The organism is Kitasatospora sp. NPDC058406 (assembly GCF_042722765.1).
Classification (GTDB): domain Bacteria; phylum Actinomycetota; class Actinomycetes; order Streptomycetales; family Streptomycetaceae; genus Kitasatospora.
On sequence record NZ_JBHXKE010000026.1, the window covers coordinates 1 to 21291 of the forward strand.

Consider the following 21291-nt stretch of genomic DNA (forward strand, 5'->3'; position numbering starts at 1 on the left):
GGATTTGAACCTGCGACCTCTGGGTTATGAGCCCAGCGAGCTACCGAGCTGCTCCACCCCGCGTCGGTAGCCAAACCATAACACGGTCGCGGGGTGGGACAGAAATCGGTCGCCGCAGCTCAGCGGCTCAGGGGCCGGTGCTCGGCGTTGGCGCCGGGGTGGCCCCCGGTGAGCCCGACGGGGCGGGCGTCCCCGACGGAGCCCCCGACGGAGCCCCGGGCGAGGGCCCCGCCGACGCGGCCGCGGGCGCGAGACCGGCCTTCTGCAAGGCCGCGGCCAGCGCCTTGGCCGCCTCGCTCTGCGCCTTCTGAGCCTGCCCGACGGCCACCCAGTCACCGGACTTGGCGGCGTTGTCGAGCTCGCCCTGCGCCTTCAGCACGTCCGCCATCGCCTTCTGCAGCTCGGGCGTGACCGTGCTCCCCGGCGCCGGCGTCGTCGGATTCGTCGGCGTCGTCGGGTTGGTGGGCGTCGTCGGGTTCGTCGGCGTGGTGGGTGCGGTCGGCGTGGTCGCCGGCGCCGCGCCCGCGAACACCTTCCGCAGCGCCTCCTCCAGCGTGTTCTCGAACGCCACGTTGTCGTTGCCGTAGACCGCCAGCACCTTCTGCAGCGTCGGGTACTTGGCGCCGCGCCCGCGGACGTACACCGGCTCGACGTTCAGCAGGCCGCCGCCGACGGGCAGCGTCAGCAGGTTGCCGTACTCCAGCTCCGAGTCACCGCCGCTCTTCAGCAGGGTGATCTGCTGCGCCACCTCCTGCCGCGAGTTGAACTGCGACTGCACCAGGTTGGGGCCGAGCGTCTTGGAGTCCCCCGGCACCTTGAGGATCCGGAGCTTGCCGTAGTCCGGGCCCGGGTCGGCGCTGACGGCCATGAACGCCGCCAGGTTGTCCCGGCCGCGCGGCACGAAGGTGGTCGTCAGCGAGAAGCTCGCCGACGTGACCGCCGGGTCCGGCATCCGCACCGTCAGGTAGTACGGCGGCTGGAACTGCTTGGTGTCGCTGGTCGGGTCCACCGGGACCTGCCAGATGTCGCTGCCGTTGAAGAACGAGTTGGCGTCCGTCACGTGGTACTGGCCCAGCAGGTCGCGCTGCACCTTGAACATGTCCTGCGGGTAGCGCAGGTGCGGCATCAGCGTGCCCGGGATCTCCGCCTTGGCCTTCACGGTGTCCGGGAACGCCTTCATCCAGGTCTTCAGCACCGGGTCGTTCTCGTCCCACTGGTACAGCGTCACCTCGCCGGTGTACGCGTCCACGGTGGCCTTGACCGAGTTGCGGATGTAGTTGACCTGGTTGGCGACGGTCAGCAGCTCACCGCGCTGGTTGGTCAGCGAGTCCTTGGTGGCCGTGCCCAGCGTCGTCTTCGACGAGAAGGGGTAGCCGTCCGAGGTGGTGTAGCCGTCCAGCACCCAGACCACCCGGCCGTTCTCCACCACCGGGTACGGGTCGGCGTCGATCGACAGCCACGGCGCGACCTTCTCCACCCGCTCCTTGGGCGTCCGGTCGTAGATCACCTTGGCGCCGTCGGTGATCGCCCCCGCGTAGAGGATCTGCGGCTCGGCGAACTTCACCGCGTACGCGGCCCGGGTCAGCGGGTTGTTCAGCGAGACGCCGCTGCCGCCGGTGTACTTGTACTGCTTGTTCTCACCGGAGTCGGTGGTGTAGTCGATCTCCTGGTTGGAGCCGCCCACGATCGAGTACGTGGAGGTCTTCTCGCCGTAGTAGATCCGCTGCTGGTAGTCGCCCAGCGAACCCGTCGCCGGCAGGCCGGACTCGGTGAAGACCGGCTGGCCCTTGTCGTTGACCTGGTTGCCCTTGGCCACCACCGCGCCGTAGCCGTGGGTGTACTTGAAGTGGTCGTTGATCCAGTTCCGCTGCACACCGTTGAGGTCCAGCTCGCGCAGGCCGATCACGGTGTCCTGGGCGCCCGCGTCCTTGCCGTACCGGTCCACGTCCAGGGTCTGCGGGAACGCGTAGTACGACCGCTGCTGCTCGATCGACTGGAAGGTCGGCGAGACGACGTTCGGGTCGATCAGCCGGATGTCCGAGATGGTCTGCGCGTCCGGCTTCAGCGCCTCGGCGTCGGTCGTGCCCTTCGGGGTGTACGGGATCGTCTGGCTGTCCGAGATCCCGTACGCCTGGCGCGTCGCGTCGATGTTCTTCTGGATGTAGGGCGTCTCCTTGGCCTGCTCGTTCGGCTTGACCTGGAACTGCTGCACGATCGCCGGGTACACCCCGCCGATCAGCACCGCCGACAGCACCATCAGGCCCAGCCCGATCAGGGCCGGGGCCCAGGTGCGCCGCACCGGGGTCAGGAAGAACAGCACCGCGCAGATGATCGCGACGAAGAACAGGATCGTCTTCGCCGGCAGGAACGCGTTGGCGTCCACGTACCGCAGGCCGGTCCAGCCGGAGACCTCCCGGTAGGCGCCGGTCTTCACGGCCAGCGCGTACCGGTCCAGCCAGTACGCCACCGCCTTCAGCAGCACGAAGATGCCCAGCAGCACCGCCAGGTGCCCCTGCGCACCGACGCTCGCCCGCCGGCCCGGTCCCTGCAGCCGCAGCCCGCCGTACAGGTAGTGCACCAGCACCGAGGTCAGCAGCGAGACGATCACCGCGCTGAACGCGAAGCCCAGCACGAACTCGTAGAACGGCAGATCGAAGGCGTAGAACGAGACGTCCCGCCCGAACTGCGGGTCCTTGACCCCGAACGAGGTCCCGTTGGTCCACAGCAGCCACGTCCGCCACTGGCCCGAGGCCGCGGCACCCGCCACCAGCCCGATCACCAGCGAGATCCCGATCAGCGCCCAGCGCTTGAACGGCGCCAGGCCCGAGCGGTAGCGGTCCAGGCTCTGCTGCTCGACCGACATCGCCGACAGCGGCGGCCTCAGCCGGTGCGCCAGCCACACGTTGAAGCCGACGATCACCGCCATCAGCAGGCCGAAGACCGCGAACAGCCCGATCTTGGTCCAGAGCTGGGTGGTGAACACCGAGGAGTACTGGACCGACTTGAACCAGAGCCAGTCCGTCCAGAATCCGGCGAACATGACGAACAGCAGGAAGAGGACCGCGAGCACTCCCAAGGTCAGCAGGAGCACTCGCGCCCGCCGGGAGGGCGGGCCTACTCTGCGCCGGAAACCCGGCCCTGAGCGTTCCGGCATCTGGAATACCACGGTGGCACCTCAGTTGTGTCGTCTGGAGTCGGTCGGTCTTCAGTGCAACTTAACCAGGCTTTAGCCGAGTTCCCACCGTTAGCAGACGGTTACGAGCGCAGCCGGCCCCCGCTCCCCCGCCGGCGGGGACCTCACGGCGCTCCCGGACGGCTCCCGGACGGCCTCCGTCCGGCCCCCCGACGGGCTCCCCACGGCACCGCCCGGCACCGCGCCCGGCGCGGGACCCGGCACCGCCGGGCCCGCCGGACCCGCCCGGCGTGTGAGGATTGAGGCATGTCCGATGGATCCAATCTCCCCGACGACGTCTCCACGCTCCCGGCCGCGACCCCGCTGACCCGGGCCGCCCTGGAGATCGACGAGTACGCCGCCACCCTCGGCTGGGACCTCCCGGCCCGGCTGTTCGCCCTGGTGGACAGCGCCGCCCTGCGCAAGGCCGACCCGCGCATCGCCAAGCAGCTCGGCCTCGCCGACACCGAGGAGGCCGGCCTCACCCCGGTCGAGCAGGACGAGCTGCCGGCCGGCATGGAGCTGGACAAGTTCCTCGGCACCATCGCCTGGCCCGACGCGGTCGCCGGCTGCGCGCTGGTGGTCGAGCGGCTGATGCTGCCGCCCGGCTCCGAGCAGACCCGCCCGCGCAACGCCAGCGACGCCCAGCTCGCCGACTGGGTGGCCAACCACCCCAAGCGCGAAGAGGTGCGGATCACCGCCGCCGTGCTGCGCGGCGGGAAGAAGGAGGTCGCGCTGCGGCTGCGGTCCAAGGACGTCGCGCGCGAGGTGCTGACCGGCCCCGACCTGGTGCCGGGCCTGACCGAGGCCCTGCTGGCGACCTTCTCGTAGCGCAACGGCCACCCGGTCACCCGGCCGTCCGGCCGGTTGACCGGTCTTCCGCACGCCGGTCCGACGATCTCGCGAGCTTCAGGTCTTCCGGTCTCGCGATCGCCCGCCCGGCCGGCCGGCCGGCCGCCGGTGGGTCGGTCGGTCGGCTACGCGGCGCAGGACGGCAGTGCGGAGGTCTGCCCGGAGCGGATCTGCTCCAGCGACTTCAGCGCGCCGTCCAGCGTCTCGGCCTTGACCAGGGTCAGCCCGTCCGGGGTGTTCTTCCCCGCCTCGGCGCAGTTGGCGGCCGGCGTGAGGAAGTACTCGGCGCCGGCGTCCCGTGCGGCGATCAGCTTCATCGATATGCCGCCGATCGGCCCGACCGCCCCGTTGTCGTCGATGGTGCCGGTGCCGGCCACGAACCGGCCGTCGGTGAGGTCGCCGGGCGTCAGCTTGTCGATGATGCCGAGCGAGAACATCAGGCCGGCACTGGGCCCGCCGACGTCCTGCAGCCCGATGTCGATCCGGAACGGGTAGGTGTGCTTCAGGCCCGGACGGATGCCGACCATCGCGGAGCCGCTGTCGGGCGACTTCACGGTCGGGACGGTGATGTCGGTGCGCACCCCCGGCTCGGCCGAGCCCTCCTTGACCCGCGGCACGACGGTGAAGACCACCTGCTCGCCGGGCTGGCGCTTGGTGACCGCCTTGGCCACGCCCTCCGGGTCGGCCACCGCGGTGCCGTCGACGGCGACGATCTGGTCGCCGGCGTGCAGCCGGCCCTCGGCCGGGGCTCCGGCGGTGACGGCCTGGACGATCAGCTCGCTGCCCATCGGGATGCCGAGCTGCTTGAGCGCCGCGGTCCGGGCGTGGTCCTCGGAGAGCGCGAACTCCTCGGCGTTCTGCTGCTTGGCCTCGGCGTCGGTCTGCCCCTTGGGGTAGACGTTGTCGTGCGGCACCACCAGCACGTCGTCCCGCAGCCAGCCGATCACCGCGTTGACCAGGCTGGGCTCGTACTTGGCCCCGGTCACCTGCACGGTGGTCATGTTGAGGTGGCCGCTCGCCGGGAACGACTCGTGGCCGGTGATGGTGATCACCGGCGTGCCCGTCTTCTCCTGCACCCCGAGCGTGTTGTACGTCGGACCCGGGCTCATCTCGGTGTACGGCACCTTCATCAGCACCGAGACACAGAGCAGCGCTATGAGCAGCAGGGTGGCGGCGAGCATCGTCGCAGAGCGGCGTGGCATGACTCGACAGTACGGGACGCGGCCGACGGTACGCCCGGCGGGCTACCGGCCCGGGCGCTCGCCCGGACCGGAGCCGGTCGTGGTGCGTTCCATCGCGGCCATGAACCGCTTGTGTTCGGCCAGTGAGGCCGGGTCCCCCGTCGCCCTGGGGGCCCTCTGGGCCCACCCCGCCCACACGGCGGCGAGCAGTGCGGCGACAACCGGAATGATCAACCAGGCGAGCGCAGCCATCTCAGTACTCCCAGCTCGTCGTGTCTATGAGCAGATTAACCACTCCGGCGGACAACGTTGACGGCGCCTTCCGGGTTACGGCACGGCCGATCGGCTCACTGCCAGGGAGTATTCGGCGCACAGGCCCACACCCGTTCGAGTGAGGGCCCGGCGCGCCTGCGCGTCGGCGGGGCTGCGGGGGGCGGGGCTGCGGGGGGCTGGTCAGCAGCTCCCGGCGCCGACCCACTCCTCCTCGCCGTCGGCGAAGACCTGGTGCTTCCAGATCGGCACCTCGTGCTTGAGGTCGTCGATCAGCCGACGGGCCGCGGCGAACGCCTCGCCGCGGTGGGCGCAGGAGACGGCGACGATCACCGCCTTGTCGGTGATCTCCAGCCGGCCGATCCGGTGGACCGCGGCGAGCGCCCGGACCGGGAAGTCCGCGACGATCTTCTCGGCGATCCGGCGCATCTCCTGCTCGGCCGTGGGGTGGCAGCTGTACTCCAGTGCGGAGACCGACTTGCCGCCGTCGTGGTCGCGGACCGTCCCGACGAAGACGGTCGTCCCGCCGGCCGCGTCGTCGCCCACCGCGTCGTACACCTCGTCGACGGAGAGCGGGGTGTCGCGGATCGCGAGCAGGCGGATCGGGTCGTGGTTCTCGGACATGACCCCATGATCCCCCATCCCGGGTGGTCCGGGGCAAGAGCTTTCCGCATCACGACGAAGGAATTTCGCATCGTGAGAAACGGCCCGGAGTGAGCCACCCTCCGGACCGGCCCGGACCAGTCCCCGGGCTACCCGGACCGGGGCCGGACCCGGAGCCGGGCGGCCGGCCGCGGCCCGGGGGCGACCGCGGTCGGCGCGTCGCCGATCAGAAACGGCGCCGTTTCCGCGCCCGCCGCACCAGCGCCGCCGTACCCACCAGCGCCACCGTCGCCCCGGCCGCGCCCAGGCTGGTCGCGGCCTCCTTGCCGCCCAGCCGGCGCCCGGCCACCGCGTGCTTCCCCGCCACCTGCGCCAGCAGCTCCGCCAGCACCTCCTCGTTGGTGTACGTCGGCCGCCAGCCCGCCTCGTGCAACCGGCTGCCCGACACCACCCACGGGTACATCGTGTACGCCAGGTCACCAGCCGGCGCCGGGGTCAGCCCCAGCCGGTGCAGCCGCGCCGCCGTACCCAGCGCGAGCGAGGCCGGGAGCTCCATCCGCCGGATCCCCGACAGCCGCTCCACGTCCTCCTGCTCCAGCCAGCCGTCACAGCCGACCGTCACCTCGCCCTCGACCAGGCCCAGCGCCGCGTACTCCAGCGCCGCCGCCAGGTCGTCCACGTGGCAGAACTGCCAGCACGGCCGCGAACCCGCGACCACCAGCAGCCGCGGCGCCTCGAAGTGCCGGGTCAGCACCGTGTCGACCCCGGGGCCCACCACCACCGCCGGGCGCAGCACCGTCACCTGCAGCCCCGGGTGCGCCCGCGGCGCGCGCCGGGCCAGCCGCTCGATCTCCAGCAGGTCCCCGACCAGCGAGGCCTCCTCGGTCGCCCGCAGCTCCGAGTCCTCGGCCAGCGGGACCTCGTTGTCGGCCAGCGCGCCGTAGACCATCGCGGAGGTGCAGAGCACCACCCGGTGCACCCCGGCCGCCGCGGCGGCCGTCAGCACCGTCTGCGCGCCCCGCACGTTGTAGGCGCTGCGCGCCCGCGGGTCCGACTCCATGCCCAGGTCCATCGCCAGGTGGACCACCACGTCCACGCCGGCCAGCCGCTCGGCGACGGCGGGGTCCCGCACGTCCAGGACCCGCCACTGGACGCCCGGCACCTCACCGCGCCGGTCGTCCACCGCGAGCACTTTCTTCACGCCCGGCGAGGCGACCAGCCGGGCTGCGACGCGCTCGCCGAGCACGCCGGCGGCACCCGTGACCGCCACGGTCAGGGGTCTTCCGTCATAGGCTGGAGGAGGCGACGCCGTGATGTCCGGGGCGTCCTCTCCTCCGGTCAGCCCAGAGCGAACGTCCGAAGGCGGGGAACTCACCGGCCATCCTCCACGGTTAGCTTATGTGCGTACGTACGTGTGTCACGTACGTCCATCCTGCCCGAGGCGGAGGCCCGGCGGTGCACCCGGCGCGGACCAGCCGCGTGGGAGCCGCCCACCGGCCGGGAGTCCCCCACTCCACCGACCGCCCCGGGCCTGCAGATTTCACCGCCACCACCCGCATGACGGCCGACCGGATCGAGGACCCCGTGAGCGACCTTCCCTTCGGATTCGGCGTTCCGCCCGAGGAGCCCGAAGACGGCAAGGCCAAGCCCGGAGACGAGCAGAAGAAGGACCAGGGCGGCGACGAGCAGAGCGGCCCGCAGCCCTTCGGCTTCGGTGCCGGCAACCCGTTCGGCGCGCTCTTCGGCATGGGCGGCCTGCCCGGCGGGCCGGGCACCCCCGGTGCCCCCGGCGCCGGCGACAACCCCTTCGCCGCCATGTTCGGCGGCCTCAACCCCAACGACCTCGGCGCCGCGTTCCAGCAGCTCGGTCAGATGCTCTCGTTCGAGGGCGGCCCGGTCAACTGGGAGCTGGCCAAGGACATCGCCCGGCAGACGGTCGTCGCCGAGCCCGCCGAGGGCAAGAGCAAGGACCGGTCGGTGAGCGCCACCGAGCGCTCCGCCGTCGCCGAGGCCGTCCGCCTCGCCGACCTCTGGCTCGACGGCTCCACCGAGTTCCCGTCCGGCGCCGGTACCGCCGTCGCCTGGAGCCGCGCCGAGTGGATCGAGGCCACCCTTCCGGTCTGGAAGGACCTCGTCGACCCGGTCGCCGAGCGCGTCGGCAACGCCATGGGCGGCGTCCTGCCCGAGGAGATGCAGGCCATGGCCGGCCCGCTGATGGGCATGATGCGCTCCATGGGCGGCGCCATGTTCGGCACCCAGATCGGCCAGGCGCTCGGCGCGCTCGCCGCGGAGGTGGTCGGCTCCACCGACGTCGGCCTGCCGCTCGCCCCCGCCGGCAAGGCCGCGCTGCTGCCGCAGAACGTCGCCGAGTTCGGCGAGGGCCTGAACGTCCCCGTCGAGGAGGTCCGGCTCTACCTCGCCCTGCGCGAGGCCGCCCACCAGCGGCTCTTCGCCCACGTGCCGTGGCTGCGCGCCCACCTGCTCGGCGCCGTCGAGGCCTACGCCCGCGGCATCAAGGTCGACACCACCCGCATGGAGGAGCTGGTCGGCCAGCTCGACCCGAGCAACCCCGAGGCCCTCCAGGAGGCGCTCGCCGGCGGCCTGCTCCAGCCCGAGGACACCCCCGAGCAGAAGGCCGCGCTCGCCCGCCTGGAGACCGCGCTCGCACTCGTCGAGGGCTGGGTCGACGCCGTCGTGCACGCCGCCGCCGAGCCCCACCTTCCGCAGGCCGGCGCCCTGCGCGAGACCGTCCGCCGCCGCCGCGCGGCCGGCGGGCCCGCCGAGCAGACCTTCGCCACCCTCGTCGGCCTCGAACTGCGGCCGCGCCGCCTGCGCGACGCCGCCCGGCTCTGGGCGCTGCTCGCCGACGCCCGCGGCGTCGAGGGCCGCGACGACCTCTGGCAGCACCCGGACATGCTGCCCACCGCCGCCGACCTCGACGACCCGGACGCCTTCGTGCACCGGGACACCGCGGGCAGCCTCGAAGGCGGTCTCGACTTCGACGCGATCGACAAGCTCCTCGGGGAGGCCGCCGCAGGCGGCGGCACCGGGACGTCCGGCCCGGCGGCCGAGCCGGGATCCGGCCCGAAGCCCGACCTGACGAAGAACGACGACGAGGACGGAAAGGGCGAGCCCGGCGCATGACGGTCACCGAGACGGTCCCCGGCGGCACGGGCAGCACCGGCGGCACGGAAGCCGGCGCCGCCGGGGCGGGCCCCCTGCACGCGGACGCCGTCCGCGCCCTGGACGGCTGGCGCCCCGCCGACCCGGACCAGGAGCGGCTGCGCCGCGACTACCTGCAGCACCTCGCCGAACAGCCCGAGGGCCTGTTCCGCTCCTGCCTGCCCGCCCACATCACCGCCAGCGCGGCGGTCGTCGACCCGGCCGCCGGACGGGTGCTGCTCACCCTGCACCCCAAGGTCGGCCTGTGGCTGCAAATGGGCGGCCACTGCGAGCCCGGCGACCGCGACCTCGCCGCCGCCGCGCTGCGCGAGGCCACCGAGGAGTCCGGCATCCCCGGCCTCACGCTCCTGACGCAGGACGGCGCGCCCGTCCCGGTCAAGCTCGACCGGCACCAGGTGCGCTGCACCGGCAAGGACCGGCCGGAGAACACCCACCTCGACGTCCAGTACGTCGCGGTGGCGCCTCCCGGCTCCCTGGCCCTGATCAGCGAGGAGTCGCTCGACCTCCGCTGGTTCGACTTCGACGCACTGCCCGACCTCACGGACGGATCGGTGCGCGACCTCGTCGCCCGCGCCCGGCAGCTGACCGGTTGACCGGTTGAGGCGTTCGGGGGCGTCCGGACCAGGAAAAGGGGCGTGGGCCACAACGGCCCACGCCCTTCTTCCGTGCCTGACTCCGCACCTGTGTCCGCCGCGGCTCCCGCGAGCCGCGGGGCCACCGCCTCAGCCGCAGGAACCGGCCGGTTCCGAGTCCGGCGGACCCGCGTGCCGCGCCCCCGGAATGTGCGGCAGCCGGGCCGCCGACACCACGCCCTCCAGGTAGCCGCGGGCCCGCTCCGTCCTCGGATAGGCCTCCAGCAGCGCCCAGAAGGCCGGCCCGTGGTCCGGCACCAGCAGATGCGCCAGCTCGTGCAGCAGCACGTAGTCGACGACGTACTCCGGCATGCCCTGGAGACGGTGCGAGAGCCGGATCGTCCGCTCACTGGGGGTACACGAACCCCACCGCGAGTTCTGGTTCGTCACCCAGCGCACCTGGGCCGGCTCGGCCCGGTCGTCCAGGTAGGCGGCGGAGAGCTCACGGGCCCGCGCCACCAGCGCGTCGTCACCGAGCACCCGGCGGCTCTCCTGGGCGGCGAGCTTCTCCAGCATCTGCGCGACCCAGCGCTGTTCCTCGGCGTGCGACATCCGGGCCGGGATCAGCACGATGGTGCGGTCGCCCTCCCGGTACGCGGAGACCGTCCGGCTGCGCCGGGCGCTGCGCCGCACCTCCACCCGGGAACGGTCGAACGGCTCCGACCGCGCGGCCCCTGGTTGCTGCTCCGGACGCCCGCGCGTACTCGGCGCCGCCACTTGCGACCCGGACGCTGCACGGGCACGCCGAGGCGACGCCTGGGGATGGGAGTCCCGTTCGGCTGCCATGGCACACGACGTTACCCGGTACCCCTGACAGAAGTCCGCTGCCGTGGCCGAAATGTTTCGTGGAGCGATCGGGAACGAAAGGCCGACAGAAGGTGTCCGGAATCCGACCTCGCACCGGACGTCAAGTTATCCACAGGGTATGCGGACGAATGATCCGATCATGCACCCGAGCCTGTGGACAACGCAGCGCACCCCGGCACCCCGATCGGGCATGCTGCCGTCGTGTGACTGCTCAGCCTTGTTGGCGGATGCTCACGCTTGTTGGCACAGCTGCGCGGTCGACACCCTGCGTGATCGTGAGCCATGACGCGCTAGTTGGAACCTGGTCACGAGAGTTGGAACCGGCATCAGGCGTGGCAGGCAGGGACGGCATCGATAGAGTCGGTTCGTGACCGAGCGCCCTGTCCAGCCGTCCCTGCCGACCCGAGATCAACTCAGCGCTCTGCGGGGCTTCGTTCATGGGCGGAGTTACTCCGCTGGTTCGGTTGCCATTCGGCTTCCTGACGAGCTGCCTCAGGCTTCGGACTCGGGCGTGGCCGATGCGGCCCGTGCCTCGGGCGCCCTGTATGACGTCACCAACGTCCTCTGCAAGCGGCTGTTCGCCGAACTCGACACTGGTCAGCCTGGCGCCGCCGCCGAGGTCGCGTGGGAGGCGCTTCTCGCGATCGCAGGCGCCTGGCGAGATGCGCCCAATGTGCCTGCCGAACTGCGGGACCTACTGCCTGGCGCCGACCTGCTGAGGCCCTGAGTCCAGGCTGTGCAGCTCGGTCGGCCCCTTCCGAACTGGCGACGAGAGGACTGGCAACTCGGGGTTGGTTGCAAGAAGCGTGACCGCTTGGTGCCAACAAGCGTGACCCATCGGCCAGAGACCACCAGCCCGCCGAGCCCTACTGGTTCCAACTAGCTTGTCCAGGCTCAGATCGACGCCATCCGGGCGGCTGGCGCGAAGCCCCTTTTGTCACACAATCCCGAACTAAGCTGTCGCCATGATCGAGTCACGCAGCGGTGTTTGGTGGACCGATGACGATCCCAGCGTCCGAGTGCCTGGCACGCTCGCCCGAGCCGGTGAGCGATGGCAGCTCGATCTCATCGGCACGCTACGAGTCAACCAACAGTGGGAAGATCAACTTTCCCTCGTGCCGCCTGCAACCATCTACGGCGCGTGCTCAGGGAAGCGCTACACGCTTCGGGACAGCTACCTCTCCCACACAAATGGCCCGAGCATCCACATTCCGGGACCGAGGGACCAAAGCGATCAAGCGGATGATCAGTTCTCCCAAACTTGGTTCGGGTTCAGCCTCCTGGACGGTGACGCCCTGTCCGAGGACACCATCTACAGCCGCGCCTCGTTCGAGCTGTCCGGCCTTTCTGAGTGGTGGCCGTTCAGTGCACTGCAAGGCTCTGACGCGCCGACCGACATCGTTGGTTACAGGCCGCCCGAGCCGACGGTCGCGGAGTGCGACAACGGGATGACGGTCACCATCACGGCACTCGGGAGCGGGGGACATGGCCGTCGCAGCCATTCCTTGACAGAACGGGTGGTCGTGGCGGTCGAACGCGAGGCAGGTTTCACACTCGAAGAACTCCTAGAGCAAGCCGTGATTCCACTGCAAGCTCTTCTTGCGATCATCTTTGACCGTCGCGTCGAGTACTTTAACCTACGACTCCGACCGCATCCTGACGCGAACTCTGAATATTCATCCCATGCGGCACTTCTACCGATTTCGTTCGACCCGGACGTAATCGAAAGCAAGCATGAGAAAGATGCCATTAGGGAATTCCCTTTCTTCACGGCAAAGGATGTTCAGGCGTCGGAGTTCATTGCAAAATGGATCAGCACTTCGTCGCGTTCTGTCGTCCCGGTTTCCGTTGCGGCACCGACCAGTCAGGCAGGCTCTTTCCAAATCCAAGTCGTGGAAGCGGTCAACGCGGCCGAGTCGCTTCACCGGGAACTTCACGCAGAACCGTCCAGCTCGGGCTTTGCAGAGAAGGTGCGCGAGGCCCTCAAGGTCGCTGGGGGACTGAACAGCGAGGAGCGGCGGAAGGTCGTGTCTGCCGTGAAGATGACTGAGGTCACCTTGGAGGCCAGGCTCCTGCAACTGGCTCAGGAGTTGGGCGAAGAATTCTGCGCATGGTTCTTCGATGGGCAGGTCAAGGATTGGGCGGCTATTGCCGCCACTGTCCGCAATGCACTCAGCCATGGGTACCAAACCAAGCACCGAATCGAGCATGACCCAGGGGCCCTCAGCGGCGTGCTCCAAATCACTCTTGCCGTCATTCGGTTGCGGCTCCTGACCGAGGCCGGGCTTCCGCAGGATCACGCACTCATCGAGCTGCTGAGCAAGGATCCGCGCTACCGCGCCCTTATGCGCCAGTCGGTGGCCGACTGGGGCGCCTTGCGCGCCACCATGGGGTCATAGCCAGGGTCGCGATTCGAGGAGCCTCCGTCGAGCACATCGGACCTGCGGCTCTTCACTGGATCGGGTGAACGTGGTCCCGTCTGCAGTCTCTTTCGTGAATCCTTGCCACGCCTGGGGTCGAGAACTGCTGGGGTGGGTGCATGAGTACGCGGACCGGGCCCGGGATCCGTTCGGATGTGTGTGATCTCGACGCGCTGATCAGCCCGTTCACAAGTGATGCGATTTTCCGCCAACAGCTGGTGCTCGGTGAGTCCTGGCCGCGGCGGTGGACCACGACGTGGCTCTTCGACGGCGGCCAGGTCGCCTGGCCCGTTCGGGATCTGGGTTCGGTGCCGGTGCTGGGCTCGCGGCCGGTCCGCCGGTTCACCTGGCGGGCCCGCCAGCGACACCGTCCGGGTCTGCAGTTCATGGTCTCGACCGGCAGGCATCACGGCTTCGAGTCGTTGGAGGAGCAACGGCTCCTGCTGGCACTGGACTTCCTCGGAGTTGTCGAGGTGCTGCCCCAGCCGTTCCGGCTGGACTTCGAGCACGAGGGCGGGCGGGGCCGGCATGTCCCGGACTTCCTGGCCGTGCTTCCCGGCGGGGCGACGGTGCTGGCGGACGTCCGTCCGGCGGGCCGGATCGGGGACGACGACGCACTCAGGTTCGCGGCGACCCGCGAGACGGCGGCGGCCTGCGGCTGGCAGTACGTGGTGGTGGCGGGCTGGCGGCCCCACGTCCACGGCGTGCTGGACCACCTGTCGTCGCAGCGCCGTCCGTTGAAGGACCAGTTGGGGTTGCAGGGTCAGCTCCTGGAGGCGGCGTCACGCGGCCCGGTGGCGTTCGGCGCGCTGGCGGCGGGGACGCGTCTGGCGGCGGTGGCCCGCGCCCACGTCACTCATCTGCTCTGGCACCGTCGTCTCGCGGTCGATCTGGGGATTCCGCTGGGTGACGGCTCGCTGGTCTGGCTGGGGTCGGCACCCCACTGGGCGACGTGATGAGTGCGGGCCGCGGACTCCTTGAACTGGCGCCGGGCGGGCGGTTGGTGCTGAACGGCGTCGAGTGGAGGGTCGAGGCGGTGGAGGCCGGTTCGGGCGCCGTGGTCCTGGCCGACGGTCGGGGGCGGGTCGAGACGCGGTCGATCCGCTGGCTGATCCACCATCCGGATGTCCGGGTGCTAAAGGATGGAGTTCTCCCGGGCCGGGCTCAGGTCGGCTCCGGTCAACCAGTCGCGCTCGCGGACCTGACCGACCAGCAGGCAGAGCAGGCCCGGATCCGGGCCGAGCACGTGCTGGAGGCGATGACGGGCTTCCGCGGCGGGCACTGGTCGCGGGCACGGCCGGGCGAGCCGCGGCCCGCCTACGATCCGGAAGCAACGACGCTGACCGAGCGGCGACGGGCGAAGGCCGCGGAACTGGCGGCCATGCCGCCGGGTGAGGCTTCGATCCTGGGCCTGAGCTCCATGAGTGAGCGAACGTTGCAGCGCCTGTCGCGGGCGAGTGGAGAGAGCCTGCTGCTGGCCTGCGCGGACGGCCGGTGGACCCGTCGGCGAACGGGGCGGCGGAGTGTCACTGAGGAGGTCAGGGAGGCGATCTTCGCGGTGAGGAAGGAGTGCGAGGACCGCGCCCGGATCAGTATGTCCGCCCGCCACCGGTTGATGCACCAGTACATCGCGGAGACGTTTCCCGACTTCCCGGCCGAGGACGTGCCGAGCCGGATGACGCTGACCCGGGTCTGGGCGGAGTGGTTCGGCTCCGGCGGCGCGCGGGCCCGTTACGAACGGTCGGCAGCGCAGGCGGAGGCTGCGGGAGTCGGCCGGCGTCTGGTGGTCCACCGCCCGGGTCAGGTGCTGGCCCTGGACTCGACCCCGATGCCGGTGAAGCTGCGTGAGAGTGTCTTCGGGGAGGCGGTTGGCGCGACGCTGACCCTGGCACTCGACATCTACTCGCATTCGATCCCGGCGTTCCGCCTGACGTTGGCCTCGGACACGTCCGTGGACATTGCGATGCTGCTGCGGGACGTGATGCTGCCACTGCCGATGCGCCAGGACTGGGGCGAGGAGATGGAGTGGCCATACCCGGGTGTCCCAGCGGAGATCGTGACCGAGTTCGCCGGACACAAGGTCGCCGCGCTGCCGTTCTTCGCCCCGGAGACCGTGACGACCGACCACGGGAGCATCTACAAGAGCCACGCGGTGGTGGAGGCCGAGCGGGTGCTGGGCTGCAACATTCTGCCTGCCCGGGCCTTTCGGGCCACCGACAAGTTCCCCGTCGAGCGGGCGTTCTCCGCGATCAAGACCATGCTGTTCGAGCACCTGCGAGGCTTCACCGGCACCGATGTCGCAGACCGGGGAGCGGATCCGGAGGGCGACGCGGTCCTGACGCTCAAGCAGATGGAGCACCTGATCGCGACCTGGATCGTGAAGGTCTGGCAGAACCATCGGCTGGGCGAGTACGCGCCGGCCTGGGGGCCGGGCGAGGAGCACAGCCCCAACTCGCTGTTCGCCGCCGCAATGGACCAGGGCGGCTGGTCGATGCAGATCCCTGGTCCCGAGCTCTACTACCAGGTCCTGCGCAGGCACCACGTCAAGGTGCACGCCCGCCGCGGGGTCAAGATCCTCGGACTCTGGTATCACCACAACATCCTGGACGAGGACCGTTTCCACCGGCCCTCCACACGCGGCGGCCGACACTCTGGCAAGTGGGTGGTCCACAGTGACCGAAGGGACCGGCGTCAGGTTTTCTTCCAGGATCCTGACTCCCCCGATCTCTGGCACGTCCTGCGCTGGAGCGGGCTCGCTCCCGAGGGCGAGGTCCCGGCGTTCTCCGACAGGAGCGCGGAGGACCTGCTGGAGACAGTTCGACGCAGGGGGCTCGTGCCCCGCAGCGAGGCCGAACTACTGCCGGTGCTGCTGGAGATCCTGAGCGAAGTCGCTCCCATCGCGCAGTGGCCGACCCGGCGCGAGGCGGTGTCGAAGAAGACAGCCCACCGGGAGAAGATCGCTCGTTCGCGGGAGATCTCCCGCGCTGAGGCCGCCGAGGCGGACCGGACAGCAGGCCTCCCGCCGTCGGAGCCCGTGCCTTGGGCCGAGCGCACCCGCTCCGTCACCCTGGCCGTAGACGCCGACCGCCGTCGGCGCCGGGAGGAGAGGCAGGAGGCCGGCGCAAGCCGGGCCGTTCCCCGGCTGCTGGACGACTCGCTAAGGCGCGGCCACCTGTTCCTGGCGCCGCCCGCGCTGGACGACGAAGACGGCGACGGCACGATGACCTTGGAGAACGCGTGAACGATGACGATCTCGCCGCCGGAGTCGTAGCGGGCCTGCCCGGCCGGGAGCGGATCGCCTCACTGATCCTGGCGAGCGCCCCGCACCGACACACCCACGCGGGCTGGCAGCACTACCGGGCCGCCCGCGGGCAGCTTCTCCCGCCACCCCCGCTGACCGTCCGGCAGTGGAAGCTGCTGCCCCCGGAGCGCAGGTCGGACTACGACATCTACCGGCGGCTGACGAACATGAACCTTCCCGTTCAGGAAACGCCGATGCTGCGGAAGGTTACCCGGCTGATCGACCGGCGCCTGCAGGGCAACACACTCCGGCAGGACAGCCCGACCATGCCCGGGGTGATGGTCAGCGGCTGGGGCAACCACGGCAAGACCGCCACCGTCTCCTCCGTCGCCGCCGCGTTCGAGGATCAATGGCTGGCTCTGCACGACTACCTAAACCCCGACGCTGTCGAGGGCACCAACGACCTCCACGCGCCGGTGGTCTATGTCCAGACGCCCGTCACCGCGACGCCGAAGAGCCTCTGCGAATCGATCCTGAACTTCTTCGGACCCGAGCGCTGGAACATGACGCTGCCGCAGCTGATCCGTCAGGTCGCAGACTCCCTGCGGGACCACGGCGTCAAGGCGCTGATCATCGACGACGTCAACCGCCTGCGGATGCACCGCGCCGACGACCAGGACGTCCTGGACCTGGTCCGCGCGTTGATGAGCTTCAACGTCACGCTGATCCTGGTCGGCGTCAACATCCCCGGCACCGGCCTGCTGCGGGAAGCCTCACGCAACCGCCACACCGGTCAGTGGACGCTGCCGCCGCTGGAGTCCACCCGCGTCCACGGTCTGGAGGTCACCCAGATCGAGCGCCGCTTCGAACTCGTCGAACTCGACCGCTTCCACTACGCGACGCCCGCCGAGATGGACGCCTTCGTCAGCCACCTGCACGGCATTGAGGCCCACCTTCGGCTGCTGAAGGCGGAGGAGGGAATGCTCACTGGCGACGGGATGCCCGAATACCTGATGCGACGCACCGAAGGCGTCATCGGCCTGCTCAGCCGCCTCATCGAGGACGGTGCACAGGAAGCTATGGCCACCGGCAGGGAAACGATCGACCAGGCGCTCCTCGACCAGATCGTCATCGGCCGGGGCGTCCCCGACGACGGAGCCGATCCGGCCGCCATGACAGCGGCCGTCGGCAAGAAGAAGCCGCGCAAGAGCCGCAACAGCGTCTTCGACGATCAAGGCCCGCTGGCCGCCCCGGCCGAGGAAGCGGGCTGACCCCCCGTGCCCCTCCCCGCGCCAATGCCCAGAAGTCTCATCCCGATGCCGGACGAGAGTATGCCCGGGTTCATCCTTCGCTTGGCTCACCGCCTGGACCGCTCGCCCGGCGAGATCATCAGGCGAACCGGGCTGACGACAGGCCACCGCGCCAACGGCACGATCGCACCGGCAGGCCACCTTCTGATGCTGGAGGAGTCCCGGCTACTGGCTTTCTGCACAGCGACCAGAGTCGGCTCCGACGCCGCGCAAGCGCTCACCTTTTCTCCCCTCGTCGACCGCCATCCAGCCGTCCGCCGAGCGCTCCGCGGAGGACACCAGGCTGTCGGCCTGCGGCCACGGGCTGTCTTCCCCCACTGGATCCTCGCCTTCTACTCCCGCTACTGCCCCCGCTGCTTGGCGGGTGACGGCTCCGCGATCCAGGCCGAGCACGGAGGGCCCTGGAAACGCCAGTGGCGTCTGGGCATCACGTTCGCCTGCCTGGAACACGGCGTCCTCCTGAAGGACAGCTGCCCGGCTTGCGGCCTTCTGGCCTTCAGCGGCTATCCGGCCGCCCCACTGCGGCTGCTGCCCACACCCGCGCGCCGAGGCCTCCACCCTGCCCAGTGCCGCAACACCCCCACCGGAGCACCCCATCAGGACAGCTGCGGCCACCGGCTCGACGCAAACGCCACCGGTCCCGCCCTGACACCCGCACTCGTCCGCCTCCAAGCCGACCTGCTGGCACTCCTCACGCCCAGGACCGACTCAAGAACCGCCTTTGAGTACCTCGCGGACCTTCAGGTCGCTGCCACCATCGTCCAAGCAACCTGGCCGGCCGCAGCCGACGCCGTCCCTGCCGAAGTCGCAGGGGCTCTGGACGACCACATCGGCCGTCTGGACCACATCGCAGACAAACCCGACCGAGGACGCACGGCCGCTATCGCCTGGAGTGCCCCACCCACCTCCGTTCCGGCCACCGCAGCACTGCTGTTCGCTGCCGCCCACCTGGCCACCTTGCCCGCCCCAGAGCTCCTGGCCACCCTGTCGGCGCTGCTGAACGGCGCCCCGGCACTCGAAGGACAACGCTGGGGCGACATCCGGCGAACCATCACCTACGACTGTTCGGACACCTTCCGCACCCAGCTCCACGGAGTCGTCAACCCCCTACCCGCAGCACACGCGGCCCGGAAACTGGCAGCAGCCCAACGTCCCGATCCGGGCGCCCACTGGCAGGATTCCGCCGCTACGTCCCTCATCCCCGTCTGCTGGCGAGGGTACGGCCCTGAACATATTCCGCAGGAGATCCCCGAATCCTGGTTCGCAGTTTTCACCGGAGAAGAACTCCCCCCGCGCTCCCGCACCCGAATGCTGCAACGGCAAGTCGCCGTCCAGCTCATCCAGGCCGCCACCGGACTCGGATTCGAAGAAGCCGCCGAATATCTGGGAATTCCCCGAAGCTGGATCGCTCGGGAGCCCCGCCGACTGGCAACGCTCTCTGCTTCATGGCGCTGGCGAGCTTTCGACTTCCCATCCGCTCTCACCCGACTCGCCAGCCATATCGCCAGCCAAACCAAGAAAACCGACTACCACGCACGGCGAACCGTCTTCAGGTCCTGGGAACTGGACGAGGAAACCTGGACCAGCCTTAACCATCTCCACAAGGGCCTACGTTCCCCCGCCTGGCGCCAGCGCGACTGCGCATCCGCATTCGTCTGGAGCCGCATCACCGGCAGCGAATACCGGCTTGCTCCACCCTTCAACACGGGCGAAGCGTCAACTGAGCGACGCCTCCACAGCGAGTCACCGGAACTACAGATGCTCACATTCTGGGAAAGCAGCAGAGCGAACCCTAACAGCAGATGCTCCGGACTCATCTCCGCTTTGGAAGCCCACGCCCGAACGCTCGCCGACAAAATCTGAATCCCGGAATCCGATAATTAGGCATTCAATCACACTAGCGGATCGCCATCGACCTCGCCGGCCACGTTGAGTTACCGAGTTATCCACAGGTTTGCCAGCCGTGTTGAGCAACACTCGCCAACCAGCTAGAACAAACCCGTCCCAGACGGCACCACCATTCCGCGCTGTTCGCCAACAATGGCGTTCAGTCACACGTCGACCGTCCGGAACCGATCGGAAGGAAGACCGCCGTGCGCCTCGCCCTCAAGCCCGCCCTCTCCCGCAGCTGGCGGGACTCGGACACCCTGCAGTTCGGCACCGTCTCCCGGCACGCCGGCGTCCTCGCCCGCGCCGACCAGGCCCTCTGTGACTTCCTCGGACTGGTCGACGGGACGCGCGACCGCCCCGCCCTGCTCGCCGAGGGCGAGCGGACCGGCTTCGGGCGCGAGCCCGCCGACACCGTGCTCGACCTGCTGGAGGAGGCCGGGGTGCTCGACGACGCCGAGGCCGCCGACCGGGCGCTCGCCCGCTTCCCCCAGCCGCACCGCGAGTTGCTCGGCCCCGACCTCGCCTCGCTCTCCCTGATCCACTCCACCCCCGGCGCCGCTCCCGCCGTGCTGGCCCACCGGGCCGACCATGCGGTGGAGGTCCGCGGCGCCGGGCGCATCGGCGCGGCCCTGGCGGCCGTGCTCGCGGCCGGCGGCACCGGAGCGGTCACCGTGGTGGACTCCGGCCGGGTCACCCCCGCCGACACCTCCCCCGCCGGCCTGCCACCGGGAGAGGTCGGGCGGCTACGGGCCACCGCCGCCCGCGAGGCCGTCGACCGGGCCTGCGCCAGGCACCCGGCCCGGCGCAGCCGACGGCCGAGACCCGGGCTTCCCGACCTGGTGGTGCTGACACCCCGGGACGGCAGTGGGGCGTTCGCCGGCGGAACGCCCCAGGCCCGCGAGCTGCTCCGCGCCGGGGTACCGCACCTGTACGTCGGGGTCGTGGAGGAGTTCGGCGTCGTCGGCCCGCTGGTGGTGCCGGGGGTGTCGGCCTGCGGCCACTGTCTGGTGCTGGCCCGGGAGGACGAGGACGCGGCCTGGCCGCGCATCCTCGCCCAGCTCGCCGACGACGGCCCGGGGCGGGCCCGGACACCGGCCTGCGACACCGCACTCGCGACCGCCGTCGCCGGACTCGCGGCGCTGCACGTCCAGATCTTCCTGGACGGCGGCCGGCCACCGAGCATCGACGGCTGGTGCGAGGTGTCCGCCGTCGACGGAATGCCGCGTCGTCTGCGGCTCAAGGGCCACGCGGACTGCGGGTGCCTCTGGCAGCCGACGCCGCCGCACTGAGTCCGCCGCCGAGGGAGCAAGGAGAAGGAGGAGAGGGAGGGAACGGCGAGTCGGCCCGGCCGGGCCGAGGACCGACCGGTGGGTGAGACGGCCGTCCCCACCGCCACCGGTCCGAACCCCCGGCCGCCGGGTGCCTGCGCCGTTCCGCCGGGCGCCCCGCCGTGGGTGCCGGGTGCCGACCGAGTACCGGGCGCCGAGTGATGACCCGATGCCGGGTACCCGGTCCGGGCACCCGGCGATGGGTGATGGGTGATGGGTGATGGGCGTGGGACGGAAGGCGTGGGACGGAAGGGTCGTCAGGAGACACGAGAGGCGGGTGGGTGGGAGGGGGTGGGGGGTGGGCCCCGAAGCGCGGAAAGGCCCAGCCCCGACCCCCCCGGCCCCCCCCCCCCCCCCCCCGCGGATGGGGGGTGGGGCCCCCCCCCCCGCCCCCGGAGTGGG

The 21291-nt window shown here is 70.5% G+C and carries 16 protein-coding genes; 10 read left to right on the plus strand and 6 right to left on the minus strand.

Annotation, left to right across the window (positions count from 1 at the left end):
* Positions 1 to 127 precede the first annotated feature (127 nt).
* Complete coding sequence (locus ACFWOG_RS07815; RefSeq protein WP_329952288.1) at positions 128 to 3154, minus strand: UPF0182 family protein; 3027 nt, start codon at positions 3152 to 3154, stop codon at positions 128 to 130.
* 285 nt (positions 3155 to 3439) lie between these two features.
* Between ACFWOG_RS07815 and ACFWOG_RS07820 the strand changes: the two genes are divergently transcribed.
* Positions 3440 to 4003: a PPA1309 family protein gene (locus tag ACFWOG_RS07820; RefSeq protein ID WP_329883136.1), complete on the plus strand. Its 564-nt coding sequence runs from the start codon at positions 3440 to 3442 to the stop codon at positions 4001 to 4003.
* A gap of 146 nt (positions 4004 to 4149) precedes the next feature.
* On the opposite strand, the gene ACFWOG_RS07825 is transcribed toward ACFWOG_RS07820, so the two are convergent.
* From ACFWOG_RS07825 to ACFWOG_RS07840, 4 genes are all read right to left on the minus strand, one after another.
* Positions 4150 to 5226 carry a PDZ domain-containing protein gene (locus ACFWOG_RS07825; RefSeq protein ID WP_329952289.1) on the minus strand — a complete coding sequence of 359 codons (1077 nt, stop codon included), beginning with the start codon at positions 5224 to 5226 and terminating at the stop codon, positions 4150 to 4152.
* A gap of 42 nt (positions 5227 to 5268) precedes the next feature.
* Positions 5269 to 5457, minus strand: a complete 189-nt coding sequence (locus ACFWOG_RS07830) for a hypothetical protein (RefSeq protein WP_329883138.1) — start codon at positions 5455 to 5457, stop codon at positions 5269 to 5271.
* A 201-nt stretch (positions 5458 to 5658) separates the two neighbouring features.
* Positions 5659 to 6099: a molybdenum cofactor biosynthesis protein MoaE gene (locus ACFWOG_RS07835; protein WP_380355848.1), complete on the minus strand. Its 441-nt coding sequence runs from the start codon at positions 6097 to 6099 to the stop codon at positions 5659 to 5661.
* Positions 6100 to 6304: 205 nt separating this feature from the next.
* Entirely contained in the window at positions 6305 to 7453 is a 1149-nt protein-coding gene (locus ACFWOG_RS07840) for an NAD-dependent epimerase/dehydratase family protein (protein ID WP_380355850.1), read from the minus strand.
* Positions 7454 to 7662: 209 nt separating this feature from the next.
* Between ACFWOG_RS07840 and ACFWOG_RS07845 the strand changes: the two genes are divergently transcribed.
* The gene (locus tag ACFWOG_RS07845; protein WP_329952290.1) at positions 7663 to 9222 is read left to right on the plus strand and encodes a zinc-dependent metalloprotease; all 1560 of its coding nucleotides are present in this window, start codon (positions 7663 to 7665) and stop codon (positions 9220 to 9222) included.
* Positions 9219 to 9854 (plus strand): NUDIX hydrolase, encoded by a 636-nt coding sequence (locus ACFWOG_RS07850; protein WP_380355853.1) that lies wholly within the window; start codon positions 9219 to 9221, stop codon positions 9852 to 9854. Before ACFWOG_RS07845 ends, ACFWOG_RS07850 begins: the two co-directional genes overlap by 4 nt.
* A 129-nt stretch (positions 9855 to 9983) precedes the next feature.
* On the opposite strand, the gene ACFWOG_RS07855 is transcribed toward ACFWOG_RS07850, so the two are convergent.
* Complete coding sequence (locus ACFWOG_RS07855; protein ID WP_329883142.1) at positions 9984 to 10679, minus strand: M48 family metallopeptidase; 696 nt, start codon at positions 10677 to 10679, stop codon at positions 9984 to 9986.
* Positions 10680 to 11067: 388 nt separating this feature from the next.
* On the opposite strand from ACFWOG_RS07855, the gene ACFWOG_RS07860 reads away from it, so the two are divergent.
* The 7 genes from ACFWOG_RS07860 to ACFWOG_RS07890 all read left to right on the plus strand — a co-directional run bounded on the left by ACFWOG_RS07860 (position 11068) and on the right by ACFWOG_RS07890 (position 20850).
* Positions 11068 to 11427 carry a hypothetical protein gene (locus ACFWOG_RS07860; protein WP_380355855.1) on the plus strand — a complete coding sequence of 120 codons (360 nt, stop codon included), beginning with the start codon at positions 11068 to 11070 and terminating at the stop codon, positions 11425 to 11427.
* 238 nt (positions 11428 to 11665) lie between these two features.
* Entirely contained in the window at positions 11666 to 13099 is a 1434-nt protein-coding gene (locus tag ACFWOG_RS07865) for a HEPN domain-containing protein (RefSeq protein WP_380355858.1), read from the plus strand.
* Between the two features lie 140 nt (positions 13100 to 13239).
* The gene (locus ACFWOG_RS07870; RefSeq protein WP_380355861.1) at positions 13240 to 14076 is read left to right on the plus strand and encodes a TnsA-like heteromeric transposase endonuclease subunit; all 837 of its coding nucleotides are present in this window, start codon (positions 13240 to 13242) and stop codon (positions 14074 to 14076) included.
* Positions 14076 to 16361 (plus strand): transposase, encoded by a 2286-nt coding sequence (locus ACFWOG_RS07875; RefSeq protein ID WP_380355910.1) that lies wholly within the window; start codon positions 14076 to 14078, stop codon positions 16359 to 16361. The genes ACFWOG_RS07870 and ACFWOG_RS07875 overlap by 1 nt, the downstream gene beginning before the upstream one ends.
* On the plus strand, positions 16358 to 17632 hold the full coding sequence (locus tag ACFWOG_RS07880; RefSeq protein WP_380355863.1) for a TniB family NTP-binding protein: 1275 nt from the start codon (positions 16358 to 16360) through the stop codon (positions 17630 to 17632). The genes ACFWOG_RS07875 and ACFWOG_RS07880 overlap by 4 nt, the downstream gene beginning before the upstream one ends.
* A 45-nt stretch (positions 17633 to 17677) precedes the next feature.
* The gene (locus tag ACFWOG_RS07885; protein WP_380355865.1) at positions 17678 to 19534 is read left to right on the plus strand and encodes a TniQ family protein; all 1857 of its coding nucleotides are present in this window, start codon (positions 17678 to 17680) and stop codon (positions 19532 to 19534) included.
* A gap of 230 nt (positions 19535 to 19764) precedes the next feature.
* Positions 19765 to 20850: a ThiF family adenylyltransferase gene (locus ACFWOG_RS07890; protein WP_329952292.1), complete on the plus strand. Its 1086-nt coding sequence runs from the start codon at positions 19765 to 19767 to the stop codon at positions 20848 to 20850.
* The last annotated feature ends 441 nt before the right edge of the window (positions 20851 to 21291 follow it).